Source organism: Nostoc sp., assembly GCF_036917275.1.
Classification (GTDB): Bacteria; Cyanobacteriota; Cyanobacteriia; order Cyanobacteriales; family Nostocaceae; genus Nostoc.
Genome location: NZ_JBALDF010000006.1, coordinates 241,047 through 261,939, shown reverse-complemented (window position 1 = coordinate 261,939; position 20,893 = coordinate 241,047). Strand labels below are relative to the sequence as shown.

General features: G+C 41.9%; 17 protein-coding genes and 1 pseudogene. 16 read left to right on the top strand and 2 right to left on the bottom strand.

Annotation, left to right across the window (positions count from 1 at the left end):
- Positions 1-11 precede the first annotated feature (11 nt).
- From hpsB to V7K35_RS02685, 14 genes and pseudogenes are all read left to right on the top strand, one after another.
- The gene (gene hpsB / locus V7K35_RS02750) at positions 12-752 is read left to right on the top strand and encodes a hormogonium polysaccharide secretion pseudopilin HpsB (RefSeq protein WP_335076167.1); all 741 of its coding nucleotides are present in this window, start codon (positions 12-14) and stop codon (positions 750-752) included.
- 67 nt (positions 753-819) lie between these two features.
- Positions 820-1,857 carry a hormogonium polysaccharide secretion pseudopilin HpsC gene (gene hpsC / locus V7K35_RS02745; RefSeq protein ID WP_335076165.1) on the top strand — a complete coding sequence of 346 codons (1,038 nt, stop codon included), beginning with the start codon at positions 820-822 and terminating at the stop codon, positions 1,855-1,857.
- 25 nt (positions 1,858-1,882) lie between these two features.
- A complete protein-coding gene (locus tag V7K35_RS02740) occupies positions 1,883-2,614 on the top strand; it encodes a prepilin-type N-terminal cleavage/methylation domain-containing protein (protein WP_335076163.1) in 732 nt (243 codons plus the stop codon).
- A gap of 195 nt (positions 2,615-2,809) precedes the next feature.
- A complete protein-coding gene (gene hpsE / locus V7K35_RS02735; RefSeq protein WP_335076162.1) occupies positions 2,810-3,769 on the top strand; it encodes a hormogonium polysaccharide biosynthesis glycosyltransferase HpsE in 960 nt (319 codons plus the stop codon).
- A 16-nt stretch (positions 3,770-3,785) separates the two neighbouring features.
- Positions 3,786-4,778 (top strand): hormogonium polysaccharide biosynthesis glycosyltransferase HpsE, encoded by a 993-nt coding sequence (gene hpsE / locus V7K35_RS02730; protein WP_335076160.1) that lies wholly within the window; start codon positions 3,786-3,788, stop codon positions 4,776-4,778.
- Position 4,779: 1 nt separating this feature from the next.
- Positions 4,780-5,802 carry a glycosyltransferase gene (locus V7K35_RS02725; protein ID WP_335076158.1) on the top strand — a complete coding sequence of 341 codons (1,023 nt, stop codon included), beginning with the start codon at positions 4,780-4,782 and terminating at the stop codon, positions 5,800-5,802.
- Positions 5,803-5,834: 32 nt separating this feature from the next.
- The gene (locus V7K35_RS02720) at positions 5,835-6,392 is read left to right on the top strand and encodes a pilus assembly FimT family protein (protein ID WP_442939674.1); all 558 of its coding nucleotides are present in this window, start codon (positions 5,835-5,837) and stop codon (positions 6,390-6,392) included.
- Between the two features lie 31 nt (positions 6,393-6,423).
- A pseudogene (locus V7K35_RS02715) lies at positions 6,424-7,089 on the top strand (TIGR04282 family arsenosugar biosynthesis glycosyltransferase).
- A 338-nt stretch (positions 7,090-7,427) separates the two neighbouring features.
- Entirely contained in the window at positions 7,428-8,270 is an 843-nt protein-coding gene (hpsJ-B, locus tag V7K35_RS02710; RefSeq protein ID WP_334794139.1) for a hormogonium polysaccharide biosynthesis protein HpsJ, read from the top strand.
- Between the two features lie 126 nt (positions 8,271-8,396).
- Positions 8,397-9,305, top strand: a complete 909-nt coding sequence (locus V7K35_RS02705) for a glycosyltransferase family 2 protein (RefSeq protein ID WP_335076154.1) — start codon at positions 8,397-8,399, stop codon at positions 9,303-9,305.
- A 622-nt stretch (positions 9,306-9,927) separates the two neighbouring features.
- Positions 9,928-10,692 (top strand): DUF502 domain-containing protein, encoded by a 765-nt coding sequence (locus V7K35_RS02700; RefSeq protein WP_334794137.1) that lies wholly within the window; start codon positions 9,928-9,930, stop codon positions 10,690-10,692.
- Between the two features lie 119 nt (positions 10,693-10,811).
- Positions 10,812-11,453, top strand: coding sequence for a transcription antitermination factor NusB (nusB, locus tag V7K35_RS02695; RefSeq protein ID WP_334724298.1), 642 nt, complete (start codon positions 10,812-10,814; stop codon positions 11,451-11,453).
- Positions 11,454-11,850: 397 nt separating this feature from the next.
- Positions 11,851-13,503, top strand: coding sequence for a signal recognition particle-docking protein FtsY (ftsY, locus tag V7K35_RS02690; RefSeq protein WP_335076152.1), 1,653 nt, complete (start codon positions 11,851-11,853; stop codon positions 13,501-13,503).
- Between the two features lie 1,457 nt (positions 13,504-14,960).
- Positions 14,961-16,355: a PP2C family protein-serine/threonine phosphatase gene (locus tag V7K35_RS02685; RefSeq protein ID WP_335076150.1), complete on the top strand. Its 1,395-nt coding sequence runs from the start codon at positions 14,961-14,963 to the stop codon at positions 16,353-16,355.
- 768 nt (positions 16,356-17,123) lie between these two features.
- On the opposite strand, the gene V7K35_RS02680 is transcribed toward V7K35_RS02685, so the two are convergent.
- Entirely contained in the window at positions 17,124-18,407 is a 1,284-nt protein-coding gene (locus V7K35_RS02680) for an ankyrin repeat domain-containing protein (protein WP_335076148.1), read from the bottom strand.
- Between the two features lie 210 nt (positions 18,408-18,617).
- On the opposite strand from V7K35_RS02680, the gene V7K35_RS02675 reads away from it, so the two are divergent.
- Positions 18,618-19,088, top strand: coding sequence for a DUF4079 domain-containing protein (locus V7K35_RS02675; protein ID WP_335076146.1), 471 nt, complete (start codon positions 18,618-18,620; stop codon positions 19,086-19,088).
- Positions 19,089-19,150: 62 nt separating this feature from the next.
- Here the strand turns inward: V7K35_RS02675 and V7K35_RS02670 are convergent, their stop codons facing one another.
- Positions 19,151-19,825 (bottom strand): DUF1997 domain-containing protein, encoded by a 675-nt coding sequence (locus tag V7K35_RS02670; RefSeq protein WP_335076144.1) that lies wholly within the window; start codon positions 19,823-19,825, stop codon positions 19,151-19,153.
- Positions 19,826-20,003: 178 nt separating this feature from the next.
- Between V7K35_RS02670 and V7K35_RS02665 the strand changes: the two genes are divergently transcribed.
- Complete coding sequence (locus tag V7K35_RS02665) at positions 20,004-20,660, top strand: NAD(P)H-binding protein (protein ID WP_335076142.1); 657 nt, start codon at positions 20,004-20,006, stop codon at positions 20,658-20,660.
- Positions 20,661-20,893 lie beyond the last annotated feature (233 nt).

Here is a 20,893-nt window from a genome sequence, read left to right as displayed (position 1 = left end):
GGTGAGCAACTATGATTAAGCGCAAACAACAGCAAGTAAGTCAATCATCTGGTGAGTCTGGTTTCACGATTATTGAGTCACTGATAGCACTACTTGTAGTTGCTATTTTGCTAACAGCGATCGCACCTGTAATAGTTCTGGCAACAGCAACGCGAGTTCAGTCTCGACGGGTGGAACTTTCAACCCAAGCGGCAAAAACATTCATTGATGGTATCAGAACTGGGGCTATTACAGCGCCAAGTACAGTTATTACACTTGCTGCTCCTACATCAGCCGCGCCCAGACGCGTTTCAGATGTAGCTGCTGTAGCTGCTGTAGCTGCTACAGGAACTACACCAGCTACACCAGCTATACCAGCCGTAACAGGTAGACCACAAGACTATTTAATTAACACTACAAATATGGCTGCTCCCACATCAGCAACTGGTCTGTATTGTTTTAACAAAAATGGTCAGCTAAATCCGCCCGATTGTACTAGCGATTTATTTTATATTCAGGCTGGTCGAATTGTCCAAAGTACTGGGGTAAACGATGGCTATCGTTTGGGAATTAGGGTTTATCGAGCAGATGCTGACTTTCCCTTAACAGCCAGCACTATTGATACTAAAAACACACAAACACCTTTCACTGGTGGATTAGGTAGCCGCAAAGCACCATTAATTGAAATGACAACCGACATCGGCAACAGTACCACTACATTTCAGGCTTTATGTCAACGACTGGGTACTGCAACAAATCAAACTTGCCAATAAAAAACTGGGCAAGTTCATATTATGCGAGCGATCGCTGTGCATCTATTAGCAAAGAGAATACCGCAGTATGATAAGGGCATTAAAATTTCTGCTCACTAAACAGCTGAACCGCTCCAAGGGTATTCAGCAAGTTGATGGTTTTACCCTAATTGAATTGTTGGTAGGCATGATCATGGCGTTCCTGATCATCACGCCGTTGCTAGGATTTATGATCAATATTCTGGACACCGACCGAAAGGAACAAGCCAAGGCAAGTTCTGAGCAAGAAATTCAAGCTGCACTAGATTACATTGCCCGTGATTTACAACAGGCAATCTATATTTATGATGCTACTGGAATTGGTTGTCTAACCGGTACTGCTGATACTAATACTCCTAATACTTGCCCAAACGCAAGTACAACTGGGAATCAACTACCTAGCCCAACTGCAACAGATAGAGTTCCTGTGCTTGTCTTTTGGAAACGAGAATTAGTTAGTAAAGCAATTACAATTACAGGCACTCAAAAAGATGATACTTTTGTGTACTCATTAGTTGCCTACTATTTAATTAAAGACACTAGTACTACTTGGTCTAACGCTGCTCGTATCGCCCGATGGCAAATTAAGGATGGTGTAGCAGATCCCGGTGGACAAGCTTGTACTGGATATACTGGAAAGTATGTCACTGACAGTGGTGATAAATATTGTCCTAACCCAGGTTTTGCTCTATTTAAACTTGATGGAGCAGGTACGATAACACAAAAGATGAATGCTTGGACAAAAGCTACAGCAAGTTACACTGCCGATACCACAGTACTTGTTGACTTTATTGATCAAACCAAAACTGACGACGCTTCAAATCCTGCGCCAACGGCAGTCTGCTCTCTCACCAGCGTACCAGCCTCTTTCAGCGTACCAGCCTCTTTCAATACTCGTGATACAGCTAAAATGACTAGCTTTTATGCCTGTGTTGATAGAGTTAATACAACAGCACAAGTATTTTTACGAGGCAATGCACTCGCACGCTTACAAAACGATAACCTTAATTATAAAGATAGCAGCAAAACTTATTTTCCAAATGCAAGTATACGAGTACAAGGACGCGGATACTTATTTACTAAATAGATGCTGAAGTTCAAAGAATTACTTAATGGCAGCCATTATGGAAAAGTTAAGTTTGAAGTTATTTAACCCAAACAGTAGAAATGAAACCAGTAAACACCAATATCTAATTAGCAGGCTGCGCTATGCTTCTGGATACAGCCAACAAGATGCTGGCTTTAGCTTGCTGGAATTACTCGTAGTAATTCTAATGATCGGAATTTTAGCAGCGATCGCAGCTCCTAGTTGGGTTGCCTTTGTAAATCGGCAACAGGTAAACAAACTTAACGACGCAGTTTTAGCTGCACTGCAAGAAGCACAGCGCCAAGCTAAAAACAAAAAACTTAGCTACAGTGTCAGCTTTCAGAAAAATAGCACAACCCAAAATGTAGAGGTTGCTATTTATCGTACCGATCCTGCAATCACAACATTGCCATGGAAACCTTTAGGGGCAGATGTAGGCGTTAGCTCTGATAAATTACTGCTAGGTGCAAATCTCAGTAGTGAAAACGCTGCCAATTCTACTACTAATTCTCCTGTATCCTACCCTCCTCCAAGTACGCCAACAAAAATTACCTTTGACTATATGGGGGCTTTACCAACTTTACCAACTCCAAACTTTGGAACAGTGGCAGCAGGTACAGAGCCACCTGGGTTAAAAATAGTGGTAGCTGTACCAAGCTCTGCAAATTCTACATTGGCTAGTAGCGTCAAGCGATGCGTCATTGTGAAAACTCTCTTAGGCTCAATACTCACAGCAAAAGACGATAAATGTAGTTAAGTAGTTTGGGTAGCAATATGTATTCAAAAATACGCAATAATACTGTACAGAAAACTGCACATTGATAGCAAAATTGAAACATCATGTGTAGTTTTAATATTTGATAGATTTATTTAAGAGCCACTGATAAATTAGCTATTGGCTAAATATATAAAAAGCTTCCCAATCAAAATATCAAAATGCAACTTTTATTAAATGACTGAGAACCTTGACTTTACTGTAGCTATCCCAACTTACAACGGTGAAAGTCGTCTGCCTGAACTACTAGAACGACTACAAAACCAACTTCACACCGAAAATTTATCTTGGGAAATTATAGTTGTAGACAACAACAGCACTGATAACACAGCCAAAGTTGTCCAAAGCTATCAACAAAATTGGCAGTGTCCTTATCCTTTAAAGTATTGCTTTGAAGCGCGACAAGGAGCAGCTTATGCTCGAAAAAGGGCCGTTGCAGAAGCTAAGGGTAGATTCATAGGTTTTCTAGATGATGACAACTACCCAGTATCCAATTGGGTATCCGCAGCTTATGCTTTTGGTGAAAAGTATCCCAAGGCAGGAGCTTATGGCAGTCAAATTCACCCTGACTGGGAAGTAGAACCACCAGAAAACTTTCAGCGAATTGCTCCATTCTTGGCAATTACAGAGCGAGGTAATTTACCACTATTATATGAAGCAGCCAAAAAATTACTACCCCCCTCTGCCGGACTTGTTGTCCGTAGACAAGCTTGGGCTAAAAGTGTACCAGAGAAGTCTATTTTAACTGGAAGAGTTAAAGGCAATATGCTTACCAGTGAAGACTTAGAAATTTTGTCTCACATCCAAAAATCAGGATGGGAAATTTGGTATAATCCAGAAATGGAAATTTTTCACAAAATTCCAACTTTTCGGTTACAAAAAGATTATTTAATTCCGTTTTTTAGAGGTATTGGACTTAGCCGTTATGTAACGAGAATGGTTAATATAAAACAGGTGTATAGACCAGTTGCTCTTTTAGCTTATATGATAAATGATCTGCGTAAAATCGCTTTACACTTACTAAAATATCGAACTAAACTAAAACATGATTTAGTAGTTGCTTGTGAAATGGAACTTTTTTTAAGTAGTTTGATGAGTCCTTTTTATCTTTGGAAAAATGGATATTTAAAAAAATAAATTATCAAAAAGTATTATGATTAAATTAGCATTTGAAAGTTTAGATATTAGCGTAGCTATTCCTACATATAATGGAGCAATCCGTTTACCTAAAATTTTGGATAAGTTATTAACCCAGACAGGAGTAGAAAAACTTAACTGGGAAATTATTATTGTGGATAACAATAGTTCTGATAATACATCTGAAATAATCCAGAATTACCAAAAAATATATGATGGAAACTGTCATTTAAGATATTTTTTAGAAACCGAACAGGGAGCCGCTTTTGCACGACTGCGGGCAGTACGTGAAGCTAGAGGGCAGCTAATTGCATTTTTAGATGATGATAACTTACCTGCACCTGATTGGTTATCAGAAGCATATACCTTTGGATTACAGCATCCTCAAGCAGGTGCTTGGAGCGGACAGATTCATGGAGATTTTGAAGTGAAACCGCCAGAAAATTTTGAAAGAATTCAAGCTTTTTTAGCGATTAGAGAATATGGCTCAAATCCACATTTATTTGATGCTAATAATTTAAGACTTCCTCCTGGGGCGGCGCTTGTTGTTCGGAAAAAAGTATGGTGTAAAAATGTACCAGAACGGCCTAATTTAAGCGGTAAGTTGCCTGGTATTTTGGTGCAGGGAGATGACTATGAACCATTGCTTTACATACATTATGCAGGTTGGCAAATTTGGTATAACCCTACCATGCATACTTATCATCAAATACCGCATTGGCGACTTGAGAAAGATTACCTCTTAACTCTGGCACGCGGCTGTGGCTTGTGTATTTTCCAGTTACAGTTGATAAATACTAAAAATTGGCAAAAACCAATAGTGTTTGTGAAAACTATTTTAGGAAATTTACGCCGAGCATTACAGCACCTCATTCAGTATAGAGGGCAATTTGAAAATAATCTAATTGCACTTTTTGAGGTGGAGTTTTACTTGGCTAGTATGATGAGTCCTCTTTACTACTTAAAATGTAATTTAGGCAGAGCATTAAAAAATAAATTAGCTCTATAAAATGATGAGAACCAGCAAAAATTTACCAAAAATTTCTGTAATCATCCCCGCTTACAATAGTGAAAAGACTATTAAGCACACAATTCAGTCTGCTTTAAATCAAACTTTTACTAACTTTGAGTTAATTATAATAAATGATGGTTCACAAGACTCAACTTTAGAAGTTGTTACACAAATTCAAGACTCACGAATAAAAGTGTTTTCCTATTCCAATGCTGGCGGAAACGTTAGTCGTAACCGAGGGCTACACCGTGCAGTGGGAGAATTTGTTAGTTTTTTAGATGCAGATGATCTTTGGACACCTGATAAACTTCAGTCTCAGTTAAAAGCTCTGCAAGAAAATGTTACTACGAAAGTTGCTTACAGTTGGACTGATTATATTGATGCAAATGGTGAATTTATACTTTCAGGTAAGCGCATTAATGTTAAGGGAAATGTATATGAAAATTTGTTAATAAATAACTTTTTAGAGAATGGTTCCAATCCCTTAATTTGTAGAAAAGCTTTAATTACATTAGGTGGCTTTGACGAATCTCTAAGTGCGGCTCAGGATTGGGATATGTGGCTGCGATTAGCCTCTAAATTTGATTTTATATGTGTACCATCTGTACAAATCTTATATCGCATAAGTTATAATTCAGTTTCTTCCAATCTTGTCAGGCAGGAAAAAGCCTGCTTACAAGTGCTTGAGAGAGCGTACAAGGTAAGACCATTTCTAAGAGACGCTACGCGAACGACACTTAAGCATAGTTGGAATATAAGCCTAGCAAATTTATATAAATACTTGACCTGCAAAGCCCTACAAGAGCCGTTTAATCAACAAAAAGCTTTAGCAGCTGCTAGATTTCTATGGAAGTATTTTCTTAATGACCCTTCAAGACTTCAGAATATAAATTTCACCTTAAAATTATTCTTAAAAATTATCATAATTTTCATCTTACCTACCTTACTCTACAGTATTACTAATCGGCGCGAAGTAAGAAGCCAAGAAACTGAAACATTGCTCAACATCTGGGTAAGCTAAAAACCGACCAGAAAACAAAAATGGATACCCAGATGCATTTAGGATCTCTAGTTAACGCAAAAAATCTCTCGAATAAGCACTATAACAGTGGTTTTACCTTACCAGAGATGTTAGTAGTTATTGTATTAATTGGTATACTAGCTACGCTGGAAATACCCAACTGGCTAACTTTTGTGGACACTCAAAGCCTCAACACTGCCCAAAACAAAGTTCACCTTGCTATGCACCAAGCCCAAAGGCAAGCTACCAAGGAAAAATTGAATTGGCAAGCCAGCTTTCGTGAACAAAACAGTATCGTTCAATGGGCGGTTCATCCTGCTACAGTAAACCCATCTGCTGCTAACTGGAATAACCTAGATTCCAATGTACACTTAGATGATGAGGAAACAACCCTACCACAGTCAAATGGCATCAAGCAAATCCAATTTGATTACAAAGGTAATGTCAGTAAGCCACCGCTAGGACAGATAACACTATCCAGTAAGCATGGTGGTAAAGTTAAGCGTTGTGTGATTGTTTCTACGATTTTAGGAGCAAAGCGAATGGGCAAAGATCATGCTACAACTAAAGACAACAAGTATTGCTATTAAGATATTTTTAGTTTATTCAAATAAATATTGTGTGTTGAACTTTCCAGCAAACCCAAAACAGCACTTGATTATTTTCACCCGCTATCCAGAACCAGGTAAGACAAAAATATGATTGATACCTGCTTTGGCATATATTTAGTGCTGCCAATCTTCAACGCCAGATGACTGAATATACAATATTTCAGGTTATAAGAATTGCAAAAAGCCATTGCCATATCTGTAAAAGTGTGGTTTGCAGGTGGCGATTCGCAACTCATGCAAGACTGACTGCGGTTAGATTTGGTTTAACAGTCTCAAGGTGAAGGGGATCGACAGTTTGCGAATGGCGCCATCGCTTAGAAATGCTTTTCTATCTAAAGCAGAAAAAGTAATTATCATCGGCACAGATTCTCCTGGAGTCAATGCCCAGATTCTAATAACAGCGCTTGATAAGTTACACGCCTTTGACCTCGTATTTAGTCCTGCGTTCAATGGTAGATATTACTTAATTTGTTTGTGCCAACCCATCTCGGAGTTATTCGTTAACATCAAGTGGGGAACTGCTCAAGCATTACAGAAAACTGCCGACATTGCCCAGAAACTCAATTTATCACATGTGAACTTGTCGCTTTTAGCTGATGTTGAGGGATCTGAGGATCTGCCGATTTGGGAACAAGCCCTTGCACGAGAGATGAGGGTGATGAGGAAGATAAGGTAATAAATGAGTCGGACTTTAGAACTGAATAGTACTTACTTAAGTAAAAGTTGCCGCCTAGATCCCCGGCTTCTTAAAGAAGTAGGGGATCTAAATTTAGCTCCAGTGAGATTCTACTCCCCAGTGCCGCATTAATTTAGTATCTTAAAACACCAGGGATTTCCTGAAGACACAGTACATAACAAATGTTACTCTGGCCTAGTTGAAAACCAAGAGGCAGATAGCCTTGACCAGTATTAAATCTGCTTTATATTTCTACACAATAGTCACAGTCATGGGCACAATATTTAAGTAGCTTGAAATATGAAAATCACTCGTATTCACCACAAGTTTGAAAAATTATGGTTAACCGTTTTGCTTCCGTGAGCACTGCTCTCACAGTTAAGGTAGTTGGAATAATCTGCATTTTGTCCTTTTTCGTTGACTTTTTGATTCTATTGTTACCTTTTCAACCTACTGATCGGGTATGGCAAATCAACTTGGCAACAGCGCTAGTTGATCGCGGAATTGTTCCTTTAGTAGGTTTGGGGCTTCTGTTTGCTGCCTATTGGATTGATAGTGCTGATACCACAAGCGATCGCCCCCAAGGTATCGATTTAAGATTTCCCGCCCTAATCCTATCAAGTATTTTGGGGTTGATGTTCTTGCTGATTTTTCCCCTGCACCTCAATAACGTCAATCAAGCTAAGACTCAAACACTCAACCGCATCACCCAAGAAGCAGAGCAGGCAGAAACTCAACTGAACAATCGATTATCGCAATTGCAAGCACAACTGAATACTGACCAAGGAAAAGCTCAACTAGAGCAGTTGCGAAACCAAACCAAAGCTCAGTTTAGTGAAATCCTCAAAGATGATCAAAAATATAAGCAAGCACTTGAAAGCTCTCAAATTCCCGCAAATATAAAAGAGTTACTCAAGAAGGCTAAAACAGATCCTCAAGTACTTGACAAAGCTATCGAACAACAAACAGATCTTCAGACGCTGCGAAATCAACAACTGAGCCAAGTTCGCCAGCGCAGAGACGAAGCAGAGCAACAAGCTAAAGATGCTGCTTGGAAGTCTGGACTGCGAATTGGGATTAGCAGTTTGCTGTTGTCCATTGGTTACATTATCATCGGCTGGACAGGCTTAAGAGGTAGAGGTGCTTTACAAGGTGCTAAACCTAGAGCTACCGCCCGCTAATCCACTATCAGTATGGCAGTAGGATCTATCGAATAATTGTTGACAGCCCATACTGCCATGCGCCTAATAGCTAATAACAATAAAAAGGCAATTATCAGTTAGTAAAATCGCCATAAAACCTGGGTAATGTTCTCAATCTACATACTGACATATAACGAAGAGCTAGATATTGCTGCTTGTATCGAATCGGCGATGCTATCGGATGACATCATTGTTGTGGATTCATGCAGTAGCGATCGCACTGTGGAAATCGCCAGTTCCTATCCCATCCGCGTCGTCCAACACGCTTTTGAAAGCCACGGACGCCAACGCACCTGGATGTTAGAGTCTATCCCCCCAAAGCACGAATGGGTTTACATTCTCGAAGCTGATGAGCGCATGACACCAGAGCTTTTCGCGGAATGCGAAAAGGTAAGTCAGAATCCAGACTACATCGGTTACTACGTAGCTGAACGTGTCATGTTCATGAATCGTTGGATTCGCTACAGTACACAGTATCCCCGTTACCAAATGCGCCTCTTCCGCTACGGTAAAGTGTGGTTTACAGACTATGGTCATACTGAACGAGAAGTTTGTGAGGGTGCAACTAGCTTTTTAAAAGAAACATACCCTCATTACACTTGTAGCAAAGGCTTGAGCCGTTGGATTGAAAAACATAACCGTTATTCTACAGACGAAGCTCAAGAAACATTGTATCAACTAGAACAAGGGGAGGTGAACTGGCAAGATTTATTTTTTGGCAAATCGGAAATCGAAAAACGCCGCGCCCTAAAAGATTTGTCTTTGCGTTTACCCGCCAGACCGTTGCTACGCTTTGTATATATGTATTTTATCTTAGGCGGATGTTTAGATGGAGGCGCTGGACTAGCTTGGTGTACATTGCAGGCATTCTACGAATACCTGATTTTGCTCAAAGTTTGGGAAATGAAGTATTTACCAAAACCTAATTTAGAGGCAACAGCAATTCTGGCACAAGAGAGTACACAACAAGTGCAGTGCGCGGATTCTGAAACTACACAGGCTGATGCGGTGTAAAGGGGATTGGAGATTACAAGGCAGGACTTAGGCATTGAAAACCTGAAACCTAGATCCCTCATAACGCACGCCACTTGACGCGAGTCTGCTCCAGTCGAGCCAGCCGCGGCGGTTCCTCCGCTAAAGGACTAGCGTGGGATCGCCGCCCACGCAGCTGGCTCCCCTTAAAAAAAGGGAAACCTTAAGAGCTAACTTTTATCAGGGGGCTGGGGGATCTCCTCTGCGTAAATTTTAGAAGGATTACGCACTGCAATTTAAAGCAGCGATCGCAAAATCAGAATTTAGAAGTAGGAGCCTATCTGTGCGCTCCTATCGCGTGTTCCACCTAAACGAGAACCACCATAATAAATTAATATTTTTAACAGAATATTTTTATAAAAGCCACTCCGGCTCAAATGTGACTGACCAGATAAAATAATTCCTCAGCTTACCTAGTGATCCTTTCACAATCATCAGCAGCTTTTGATTGAGCGCGGTAGATTAGTAATACTTAAGGACTAAAAATAGATTATCTAAAATTATTTGTACATTTGTAGAGGCGCAAGGCCTTGTGCCCCTATGTTCGCGGAGCGTCCCGCAGGGATGGGATGTTTTTTTAATTGGAAGTCCCTAATATGCTGGTATGGATACCAATAAAAAAAGTTCCTCTAGCTTAAAACAGGAGAATCGGGGCTTGGTAATTGATCGCCTAAAACAGGACTTAAAAAACGACCTGATTGCTGGTTTGTTGGTAGTAATTCCACTAGCAACCACTATCTGGCTGACAATTACCATTGCTACTTGGGTAATCAACTTCCTCACCCAAATTCCTAAACAGCTGAATCCCTTTGATGGCTTAAACCCAATTTTAGTAAATTTACTGAATTTCTTAGTAGGATTGGCTGTCCCCCTACTGAGTATCTTATTGATGGGCTTGATGGCTCGCAATATTGCTGGACGGTGGTTGCTAGATTTTGGTGAGCGGTTATTACAGGCAATTCCTTTAGCGGGACAGGTATATAAAACCCTGAAGCAGCTTTTAGAAACAATACTCAAAGATTCCAATGGCAAGTTTCGCCGGGTAATTTTGGTAGAGTATCCCCGCCGAGGAATTTGGGCGATCGCCTTTGTTACTGGTGCAATCAGCAGTGATATCCAAGCCCAGATGTCTCGCCCCGTGCTAAGTGTTTTTATCCCCACCACCCCGAATCCGACTACCGGATGGTACGCAGTCGTTCCTGAAGACGAGGTGGTGAACCTCTCCATGTCGATTGAAGACGCCTTTAAAATAGTTATATCAGGTGGCATTGTCGCCCCCAATACGTCCTTGGTTTTCCCCAAAGAGTCCACACTGGAAGTGAAACACGACCAAATCAAGCAGCAGGTTATTCCTGTTGAAGAAACTTAATATCAATCTGGCAAAGTTACAAGCAAATGCCTAATGTTGTTGGACTGTGCCAAAATTGATAGGCTTGTAAGTTTGTCCTGCCTAGTTCATCAGTTCTCGCACAATCACCTCTCATTTTTATGCAACCTCGTAAACCCCAGCAAATTGCTCGTGAATTAGCGCTTTTAAGCCTTAGCCAATTGCCAGTTAACCCAAAGAAATTAGATAAATTGGCAGACGATCAACTAGTATCCAAGTTGGTGCTAGGAGCAGTACGCACCCTGACTTCAGAAGTGCAAGATACCCTTGATAATGCCGCAGGTGAACTGCAACGCAGTAACGATCGCATCTTAAGTAGCCAAACTCGGGCTTCCGACCTCAATAGTGCTAGAACAATGCTTCAAGAGGCGATCGCCTGTACCCAGACAGCAATCAATCAGTTGGGTACAGCAGTTGATTTCCCAGAATTGATTCAATTAGCTAATCAGGATAAGGGAGTCCGGAATTACGCTAAAGAGCTTGTGATTACCGTCAACGAAAATCGACACATTATAGATGAACTCCTTTCTAGTGCCTTAGTAGATTGGCAAGTAACTCGCCTCGCTCAAATTGACCGTGATATCCTACAAATCGCTGTGGCAGAAATGAAGTTCTTAGGAGTTCCAGATAGTATTGCCATCAACGAAGCTGTGGAACTAGCCAAACGCTACAGTGGAGACGACGGTCATAGGTTTATTAACGGTGTTTTGCGCCGAGTTACTGAGCAGAAAAAAACAGCATAGTACCGCTACGTAATTCGTAATTCCTATACTGCTGTGGAGAAAAGTTTATAGCCGCAGAAGCGGCTTCCTCCGAGGTTCTCCCTACAGCCCTTCTCAAGACAGGAGACGCTCTTGCGTTCGGGCATCCTACGGCAGGCGCTAGCCTCTGGCAATGTGAGAAGGGGAGCCACTGCGGTCTTCTCCTAATGGGAGACGCCGAGGGCGATGGGGTTTCCCCAAGTAGAGCAAGTAGGGTCAGACGCTGCACGAACGGAAGCAACCCTCTGTTGTACCGATTCTCCTCAAACTGGCGTTGAAAGGTGAGGATAACCCGGAAGTTTTCACCCCAAGAAAAAGTGCAAAGTTAAATTAAACTCATAACTTATAACTTATAACTCATATAACTAATACTGCTGCAATGGTTTTTAATTGGTTCCGTCGTCAATATAACGATTCCTCTAACACTCCCTCTGATCAGAAACAGGAAGAAACTCCTGCCGTACAAGAATCCCAACCAGAGCCAGCCGAAACGTCAACACCAACTGCTGAAACTGTACCAGACACTACGGCAGATTTATTGGCGTTTGCGAAAGCTGCCTACAAAAATATTCAGCAAAAACAACAAACTGAGGTAGTAGAAACCCCACGTGATTCAGCACAACCTGAAACCGCAGAAACGGCAATTGCGGAAATCACTGAAGCAGAAGCAACTGAGGAACCTGTTAGTACAATTGTAGAAACTGCACAGCCAGAAGTTATCCAAGCAGTTACTGAGGAAGAAAGTACAGAAGATTCTTCAGTAGTAGCAATTGCTGAAGAGCCAGATGTCGAAAGCCCAGAAATAAAGGCAAGTGAAGTTGAACCAACGCCCATCGAACCACTAGCTACGCCAGAGGCAACACAGCCAACAGCACCACCTACCTTATCCTTCTTAGAACGGGCGGCGGCAGAACGGCAAGCCAAGCTGGAACAACTAATAGCCACCGCCATTGTAGTTCCAGAACCGGAGGTAGTACAGCCAGTAGCTGCAACCTCAGAGACAGGAGAGGAAATTCCTGGACTGATATTTGATGATGGGTTTGTTTGGTCAGCGAAAGTCCTAGCAGCTCAAGGTAGAAGTCCAGAGGACGTTTCTATTGAAGAAATTACCTGGCTGAAAAAGCTCCGGCAAGGCTTAGACAAAACTCGTCGTAGCATCCTCAACCAACTAAAGGCGATCGTTGGTCAAGGGCCGCTAAACCTTGCTGCCGTGACAGAAATTGAGGCATTGCTCCTGCAAGCTGATGTGGGTGTCGAGGCGACAGATTTTATTATCAATGCCCTACAGAAAAAACTTCGAGAAGAAGTTACCGCACCAGAAGAAGCGATCGCTTACCTGAAAAAAATCCTCCGGGATATGCTGGATGCACCGAGCAAGATATCTCAGAAAACTACCTTTACCCTAGAAAAAGAAACCTTAAATATTTGGTTAATCACTGGGGTGAATGGTGCCGGTAAAACCACTACCATCGGCAAAATTGCCCACCTGGGACAAAAATCTGGTTATAAATGCTTGATTGGGGCAGCAGACACCTTCCGCGCCGCCGCCGTGGAACAGGTCAAGGTTTGGGGTAGTAGAAGTGGTGTAGAAGTAATTGCCAATCCTGGAAAAAATACAGATCCGGCAGCAGTTGTATTTGATGCGATCGCTGCCGCCCAAGCGCGTCAAACAGAATTACTTTTGGTAGATACAGCTGGGCGATTGCAAAACAAGAAAAATTTAATGGACGAACTCAGCAAAATCCGCCGAATTATCGACAAAAAAGCCCCAAATGCCAAAGTAGAATCTCTATTGGTTTTAGATGCCACTTTAGGTCAAAATGGACTGCGGCAAGCCGAAGTTTTTTCCCAAGCTGCCCAACTAAGTGGCGTTGTCTTAACCAAACTGGACGGCACCGCCAAAGGCGGTGTTGCCCTTGCCGTTGTGCAGCAGCTAGGTTTACCCATTCGCTTTATTGGTGCTGGCGAGGGAATTGAAGACCTGCGCCCCTTTTCTAGCTATGAGTTTGTCGAAGCTCTCTTGAGTGGCTAGTCGAAAAATTTATAGTTAAAAATTTTTCTTGACAAACTGATAAATTTAGGGATGACTGATCTGGTATTATCACTTGAACTAATTAGAAACAAAATACTGGAAACAGATCAAGTCCTAAAATCATGAGTTTGCCACAATAGATGGGTAACTTTTGCTAAAATTTCAAGCTAATGCCCTTTTTTTATGCCCTGAATGGGCTTTTTAAATGTAGCAGCGGGCATTTATTTGCTACACATAAAAGCCCGTAAACTCGCATCTTGCAGCAATTTAAAGGGTAGTCGAGACGCTTACCCCCACAAATACAACTATTGTGGGATCGACAGCAGTGTAAGCGATGAGTAATGCGTTGGGGAGCCAGCGCAGGTGAGTCCAGCACTGCGGGAGGGTTTTCCTCCACAAGTGACTGGTATACTGCGTTAGCGAGTCAAAAGAGGTACACGCTGCACGTAACTTACTTAAGAGTAGGAGTACGAGCGTCAGATGTTTGCCCAGCACTGACCTGAGGAAAAGGACGGCTTCCGACCATCAGAACTTCGGAGAATCGTCCACTGTGGACTCAAAAAGCGAATTGGTGTAAGTAAGCTGGTTCAACACTCTCAGGTGCATTCTCAGATATTACTTGCAAAATCACAAATATTTTTCGTAGTAAATCGAGAGGTTTAAACTCTGATAGTTAAATGGCAACACTCTTTCTGGCTTTTGACTTAAAGTTCTTGGAAGAGATTTTTCTAGATTTAGTGTCATCTCTTGTATTCATATCTTACACTTACCAAATGACTCCCACCTAAAATCAATTACAGGCTAATGCTTTAAGTCTGTTACCACTGGCTCGAAGGATTAAGTTATCTCACTTTTATCCCGTTTCATTGGGTTGAATTTTTGTATATTGAGCAAATCAAAATTTGCAAAACGATAAATTCAAAATAAAAAAGCTCAATATTGGCGATTATTCCGGCAATTATGGGATACAAATTAAGTATTTGAAGACTTATTTACATATTCTCAGGTTTGGGAATGAATGTAAGTCTGTTTTTTCCCAAACCAAGCTCGATTTTAACGCTTATAGAGATTTTCACTAAAAAGACTTCTAGTCTCCTAGTTGTCTCTGCCCAAATAGTGACTCTGAAAACGTTATAAATTATTCTTTGAATAAAGTATTTTTATTACTTTAGAGATATATTTTGGGAATTAAGTTATGAAAAAATGAAAAACTTTCTTAATTATCACCGAAACTAGTAATTTTTACGGGTTGGGTTTTGACTAAAAATACATGATTTTCAATTACTAATTTTCCATCAAAAATATGATGAGCAAATAAAATACTCATAAAAGTTGCCTGTTACGTCTTTATACTCTTGCTAAAGTGACAAGTCTTGTCTAAATATGGTTTAGCAATGCCAAAGCCAAAAGATTTATAAGTAATCTAAAATCTGCCAATATAAAGTGCGATAGTACCTGTGCCTGTGTCTCAACTGCCCTCTCAACCCACTGACAACAATAGTAGTACCGCGACGGATGTCACACCAGTCGTGGCACTCAAAGAACTCGTGGCAAGGTTACACCGGGAACAGAACAAAATTCAAGATTTGCTAAGTTCTTTAGGATTTGCCCTTAGAAGTTTCAATAATTTGAATCAGTTTTTGGAACTGATCCCCCTGATGGCAACAAGAGTAACAGATGCAGACGGTAGCGCCCTGTTCCTTTACAAACCTAATGGTCAAGTCAGGTTAGAGCAGTTACATTGGCAAGATAGTCGTCAGCGAAAAAATATCCGCAAAGCGCTAGAAATAGCCAGCAGTCAGATCACACTTGTGCCCAATACTGCCCCTCTAACGAATGCCACGAGGATAATGGAAGACCAGATGCATCGCTATTTGGGGCCAGATGTGCAAATCTTTGGTACGGCGATTCTGGTGAAGCATACAGAACGGGGATGGCTCTATGTCTTGAGCCGCGATCCAGAATATAGTTGGACAGAAACTAGGCAAAAGTTAGTTAGGTTAGTGGCAGACCAAACAGCAGTAGCGATCGAAAACGATGAACTAGCTGTAGAATTAAGAAAAAAAGAACGCCTAGACCAAGAACTAGAAATTGGCGCAGAAATTCAACGGCGACTTCTGCCACGTCAATGCCCCGTAATCCCTGGTGCTGTCCTGGCGGCACGTTGTAAACCTGCCAATCGCGTTGGCGGAGACTACTACGACTTTATTGCTACCAATCACGATAAGAAGATTCAGCCCAAGACCAAAGGCAGCACGGAAACTAGTCGCTGGGGTTTGGTTATAGGAGATGTCATGGGCAAAGGTGTCCCCGCTGGGCTGATTATGACGATGATGCGGGGAATGCTACGGGGAGAAGTGCTACATGGTAATTCCCCAGCAAGAATTCTGCAAAACTTAAATAGAGTTATGTATGCAGATTTGGACAATTCCCAGCGTTTTGTAACGCTATTTTATTCAGAATATAACCCCCATAGCCGAATTTTGTCTTATAGTAATGCGGCACACAATCCTCCCTTGTGGTGGCACGCAGCCACGAGAACTGTCAGCCGTTTAGATACTTTAGGAATGTTAATCGGTTTGGATGCTAACAGCCAATATGAAGATGCTCAGGCACAGTTAGAGCCAGGGGATACAATTATTTACTATACAGATGGCTTGACCGATGCCGCTGCCGCTGGTGGCGATCGCTTCGATGAAGAGAACTTTGTCACTGGCTTCAATACGGCTTGCAAGTACTGCAATGGACCACAGGAGATTGTAGATTACCTATTTGATCAAGTTGAGCAATTCATTGGTGCTGATAAGCAAAACACTGATGATATGACACTAGTTGTTCTGCAAATTTTATAGTCATTTACCCATAATAAAACTATCCCACCCGCACTGGGGCGCACCCTTACGCCACTTGCTTCTCTCTACAGCCTGAGACGGACTCGCGTTCGGGCATCCTACGGCAGGCGATAGCTTCTGGCATTGCCCCGCCCAACGCAGTAGCTACTCTTGCCACCCCCACCAAATCTATGATTTACTAGCCAACTTTCGTAGTTGCGCGTCTGAATCCCCCACTAATAGCCAGCGGTAGCGAGTCCCTTAGCGTCTTGATTCTGATTCCTAAATTTTGAATAGGTAAATTCTTCTTCAATTATTTTTTCTTTGACTTTCTGTAGCGATCGCCCAAATGGCCGCACATCAACCTTTTTTAGTAAATCCTTTGTGTTTAGCCTTTAGGATTATATATAAAAAATGATCCTTAGAATACTTTTCTGTTCAAGTAAAAACTATATATTTTGCACATCTAGCACAGTAGGAAACGCCGAGGGGGAGACCAGGTAAAAGGTAAAATGCACAAGGTAAAAAGTAAAAGGTAAATTTACTTCTTCATTTTTGCTTTCTTTCTATCCTTGTGACGCAAGCATTTGGCCTGCTCCGTTTTGGCGTTTTTATTTTTTCTTTCTCCGCCGTAGCAAGTTCACAACAGCAACGACGGAGTTTTGCTTTGTTTATTTCTCAGGTCTAGACTTGTTTGTTTTCAAATTCCTTGGTATTTAAGTTAATAACCTTCATTTAATGATTTGTCAAGATATTTATAAAAATATTTTAAATTCAGAATTCAGATAGTTATTCTTGCGCCCCAGCTTTTTGTAGACTCCGCACCACATTCTTATAACCATTAAATTCTGCAATCATCAAAGCAGTATAACCACCACGGTTTTTCAAATTCACATCTGCCCCAGCTTGGAGTAATACCTGCACGATTTCGTCATAACCTGCTGAGGCAGCCCACATCAAAGATGTTGCCCTGGCTGAGTCTTGAAAATTCACATCTGCCCCCTTTGCCAGCAGCAAATGTATAATCTCTGTGTGCTTGCGTTCGGTTGCCTTGATCAAAGCAGTTTTGCCATCATCACCCGGTGTCTTGACATCAGCACCATAGTCTAGCAACACTTTCACTGTTTGGGTGTGTCCTTGTGATGCAGCCAATGTCAAAGGTAGTTCACCGAGATTTTTACCATTAATATCTCCCCCAGAACGCAGCAGTGCCTCGACAATTTGGCTATGTCCCTGTAATGCTGCTACAAGCAGTGGCGTATCACCCAGGTGGTTCCTAATTTGGGCATCTGCACCCCTGTTAAGTAACACTTGTACGACATCAATGTAGCCTTCCACAACGGCAAGGTGTAGGGCAGTTTCACCATCTTGATCTTGAAGATTAATCTCGGCACCTCGATCTAGTAAAGCTGCTGCTACCGCACTGTGTCCCGCTGCTGCTGCTGCCGATAGGGCAATTCCACCATTAGCGTTTTTCATATTCACATCAGCCCCTGCTGCTAGCAGTGCTTTCACAATCTCCAGATGTCCCAAGTCTGCCGCTAATGTTAAGAGTGTCTCACCCTCCTCATCTCGGATATTGACATCGGCACCAGTTTGGAGAATTGCTTCTATAACTTCTATTTGTCCCTGCTTAACGGCGAGTTTCAAGGCAGTATCATCATCTTTATCTGCGATATTCACCTTCGCACCAGCAGCCAATAAGACTCGCACTATATCTACATGGCCTTTGAGTACTGCTGCCATTAAAGCTGTGCTGCCATCTTCATTAGTGGCATTTACATCAGCACCCTTGGATAGTAAAAGCTGCACAATGTCAAACTGTTTGGCACTAGCTGCCAACATCAAAACTGTCAAACCATAGAGTTTTCTTTTTAAGTTGATATTTGCCCCAGCATCGAGCAGCGATCGCACAATTTCGGTATAGCCTAAATTGGCAGCAAACATTAACGCCGTCGTGCCTTGGCGATCGCACGTGTCCACCAAGGCACCAGCACCTAGTAGCGCACATAGCCCCTTAATATCACCACTTTTAGCAGCTTTCAGCAGCAAAGTATCGTTGTTTTCAGTCATGGATGAGATCCCACACAGGGGGTTTTGTTCGTCTACTCTTAAAATTCAGTCTGAGATTGTTTATCCACTTTGGCAAGAGGGCGAAGCAAAATTGTAGGGGAGATGGGAGAACAGAATTTTCTTTATTCTCTTTTACTCTGTGCAGCTTTAACCACAGAAACTAGAGTTATGCTAATTTTTATGAAGATTTAATAATTAGGTGAGAACACGATGAGTCTGGAACTTACTCCATCAATTAAATATTGGCTGAACTTCATTCATCCGGTGCTCATGTGGGCACTATTAGCACTCTCAATTTATGCTGCTTACTTGGGGCTGCAAGTACAGCGTACCAGAAACGCTAATGGGGAAGAAAAGAAAGAACTGATTAAAGGTAGATATAACGTCAGACACTACCAAATGGGGTCTATACTCCTAGCTTTGATGGTGGCAGGTGCGATCGCTGCAATGGCTGTCACTTACATCAATAATGGTAAGTTATTTTTCGGATCTCACTTACTAGCAGGGCTGGGTATGATGAGTTTGATTGCATTTTCTGCTGCTTTGTCTCCTTATATGCAAAAAGGGGCAAATTGGGCGCGTGCAACTCACATTTTGTTGAATTCTATCCTTTTGGGACTTTTTGCTTGGCAGGCTGTTACTGGCGTGCAAATTGTCCAAAAAATTCTGACTCAAGCATAGATTAAGTAGTAGTTTGTCATTTGTCACTAATTAGTGACAAATGACAAAAAATAACTGTTGAATCACTGCTTTTGCTTAGAATTAGCAGCAAAGGGTATTTCCAAAGATTTCTGAAAATCTTCTTGAACTTTGCGAGTTAAGCGGCGGGAGACTTGGCGGACGATTTGGTTAAGTAAGCGATCACCTGTAGATTGAACTATAGACTTGGGTAATCGCTCAATAAACCTGGGAAAGTGCAAAGAAACCATTAAATCCAATTCCCATTCAACTCTGGTAACCTCGCCAATGCTACTGCAAGCATTGTTTTCTATTAACTGTAGAGATGCCCGATAGTCTACGTCGTAACCAGGCGGATGGTAATCAGGGATGGGGATTGTACGGATGCGGTAAATACCCTCCTCTGGGGGCAACAATTCCAAACCAATTTTCGGTTCTACTTCATAACCGAAAGCACCAAAACGACCAATTCCTAAAGCATAGCCATTTTCCCCAAGTGATTCCACCTTCATGGGTTCAGCGCAACGACAAAACCATGAGGCGTGAGCATTGAGATACTCAGCAACCTTCGCAGCTGAGGCAGGCATTTCCATAAAATCTTGATAATGACCAGAAAATTTTGTAAGCGTCGCTACATTTGCTTCTGTTAATGTGTCTTCGGTTTCTTGTTGGCTGGACGCTACAGGTAAAACTGCTTCTGTTATTTCCCAGGATTTATATTCGCCTTTTGTTGAAAGCATAAATGCATTACTGTATATTTTGGCGTTGATCTATATTAATAATTCCCCATGCGCCTGGGTCATTTCGCATTTAGATCCCATTTTGACCGAAACCTCATTAATCTGCCATTACCTCCATAGAATTACTAAAATAAAGAACTGAACAAGCACACAATAGTTTCCCAGGATAGCATTTCTCATGAAAGCATTTGTAGCAGGGGCAACGGGTGAAACAGGTCGCCGGATTGTGCAAGAATTAATAGCGCGGAATATTCCCGTCCGAGCCTTGGTACGGGATGTAGAGAAAGCCAGGGCTATTCTGTCTCCTGAAGTCGAATTGGTGGTAGGCGACGTTTTACAACCAGAAAGTCTGACTACTGGGTTGGGAAATAGCACAGTTCTGTTGGTTGCTACTGGGGCAAAACCTAGCTTTGACCCCACTGGCCCCTATAAGGTAGATTTTGAAGGGAGTAAAAATTTAGTAGATGCTGCTAAGGTAAAGGGAATTGAGCATTTTGTCTTCGTTTCTTCATTGTGTACTTCCCAGCTTTTCCATCCGCTAAACTTGTTTTGGCTGATTTTGGTGTGGAAAAAACAAGCTGAAGAGTATATCCAGAAAAGTGGTCTTACTTATACGATTGTGCGACCTGGTGGGTTAAAGAATGAAGATAACCTCGACGCGATCGTGATGCAGAGCGCTGATACACTGTTCGACGGTAGCATCCCCAGGCAAAAAGTTGCCCAAGTTGCAGTTGAGGCACTGTTTGAAGCAGATGCACGCAATAAAATTGTCGAAATTGTTGCCAAACCTGAAGCAGCCTCAAAAAGCTTTAAGGAGCTATTTCAACAGTGCTGATATTCGATTGGATTCTATTTCCCAAAATGATCGGCTTACATCTTCATGAAAAAGCGATGTCTACGATAGGCTATGACGCTCTCTTACGAGACGCTGCGCGTAGCTTGCTTCCCCGTAGGAGTACGCTATCGGCGTCGCACTTTGTCCATTAGCTTACCTCATCTAAATTGACCGCCCCTTGATTCCACTCCCGAAAGCGATCGCTCCATTCCACAGCCAAAATATAGGGTTAA

What these genes read in the sequence shown, in the direction of transcription:
- hpsJ-B (WP_334794139.1), top strand. Translation starts at nt 7,428, where the DNA reads ATGGTTAACCGTTTTGCTTCCGTGAGCACTGCTCTCACAGTTAAGGTA.
- V7K35_RS02700 (WP_334794137.1), top strand. Translation starts at nt 9,928, where the DNA reads ATGGATACCAATAAAAAAAGTTCCTCTAGCTTAAAACAGGAGAATCGG.
- V7K35_RS02670 (WP_335076144.1), bottom strand. Translation starts at nt 19,825, where the DNA reads ATGCTTTCAACAAAAGGCGAATATAAATCCTGGGAAATAACAGAAGCA.
- hpsB (WP_335076167.1), top strand. Translation starts at nt 12, where the DNA reads ATGATTAAGCGCAAACAACAGCAAGTAAGTCAATCATCTGGTGAGTCT.
- V7K35_RS02740 (WP_335076163.1), top strand. Translation starts at nt 1,883, where the DNA reads ATGGCAGCCATTATGGAAAAGTTAAGTTTGAAGTTATTTAACCCAAAC.
- ftsY (WP_335076152.1), top strand. Translation starts at nt 11,851, where the DNA reads ATGGTTTTTAATTGGTTCCGTCGTCAATATAACGATTCCTCTAACACT.
- V7K35_RS02680 (WP_335076148.1), bottom strand. Translation starts at nt 18,407, where the DNA reads ATGACTGAAAACAACGATACTTTGCTGCTGAAAGCTGCTAAAAGTGGT.
- V7K35_RS02705 (WP_335076154.1), top strand. Translation starts at nt 8,397, where the DNA reads ATGTTCTCAATCTACATACTGACATATAACGAAGAGCTAGATATTGCT.
- hpsE (WP_335076160.1), top strand. Translation starts at nt 3,786, where the DNA reads ATGATTAAATTAGCATTTGAAAGTTTAGATATTAGCGTAGCTATTCCT.
- nusB (WP_334724298.1), top strand. Translation starts at nt 10,812, where the DNA reads ATGCAACCTCGTAAACCCCAGCAAATTGCTCGTGAATTAGCGCTTTTA.
- hpsE (WP_335076162.1), top strand. Translation starts at nt 2,810, where the DNA reads ATGACTGAGAACCTTGACTTTACTGTAGCTATCCCAACTTACAACGGT.
- V7K35_RS02665 (WP_335076142.1), top strand. Translation starts at nt 20,004, where the DNA reads ATGAAAGCATTTGTAGCAGGGGCAACGGGTGAAACAGGTCGCCGGATT.
- V7K35_RS02675 (WP_335076146.1), top strand. Translation starts at nt 18,618, where the DNA reads ATGAGTCTGGAACTTACTCCATCAATTAAATATTGGCTGAACTTCATT.
- hpsC (WP_335076165.1), top strand. Translation starts at nt 820, where the DNA reads ATGATAAGGGCATTAAAATTTCTGCTCACTAAACAGCTGAACCGCTCC.
- V7K35_RS02725 (WP_335076158.1), top strand. Translation starts at nt 4,780, where the DNA reads ATGATGAGAACCAGCAAAAATTTACCAAAAATTTCTGTAATCATCCCC.
- V7K35_RS02720 (WP_442939674.1), top strand. Translation starts at nt 5,835, where the DNA reads ATGCATTTAGGATCTCTAGTTAACGCAAAAAATCTCTCGAATAAGCAC.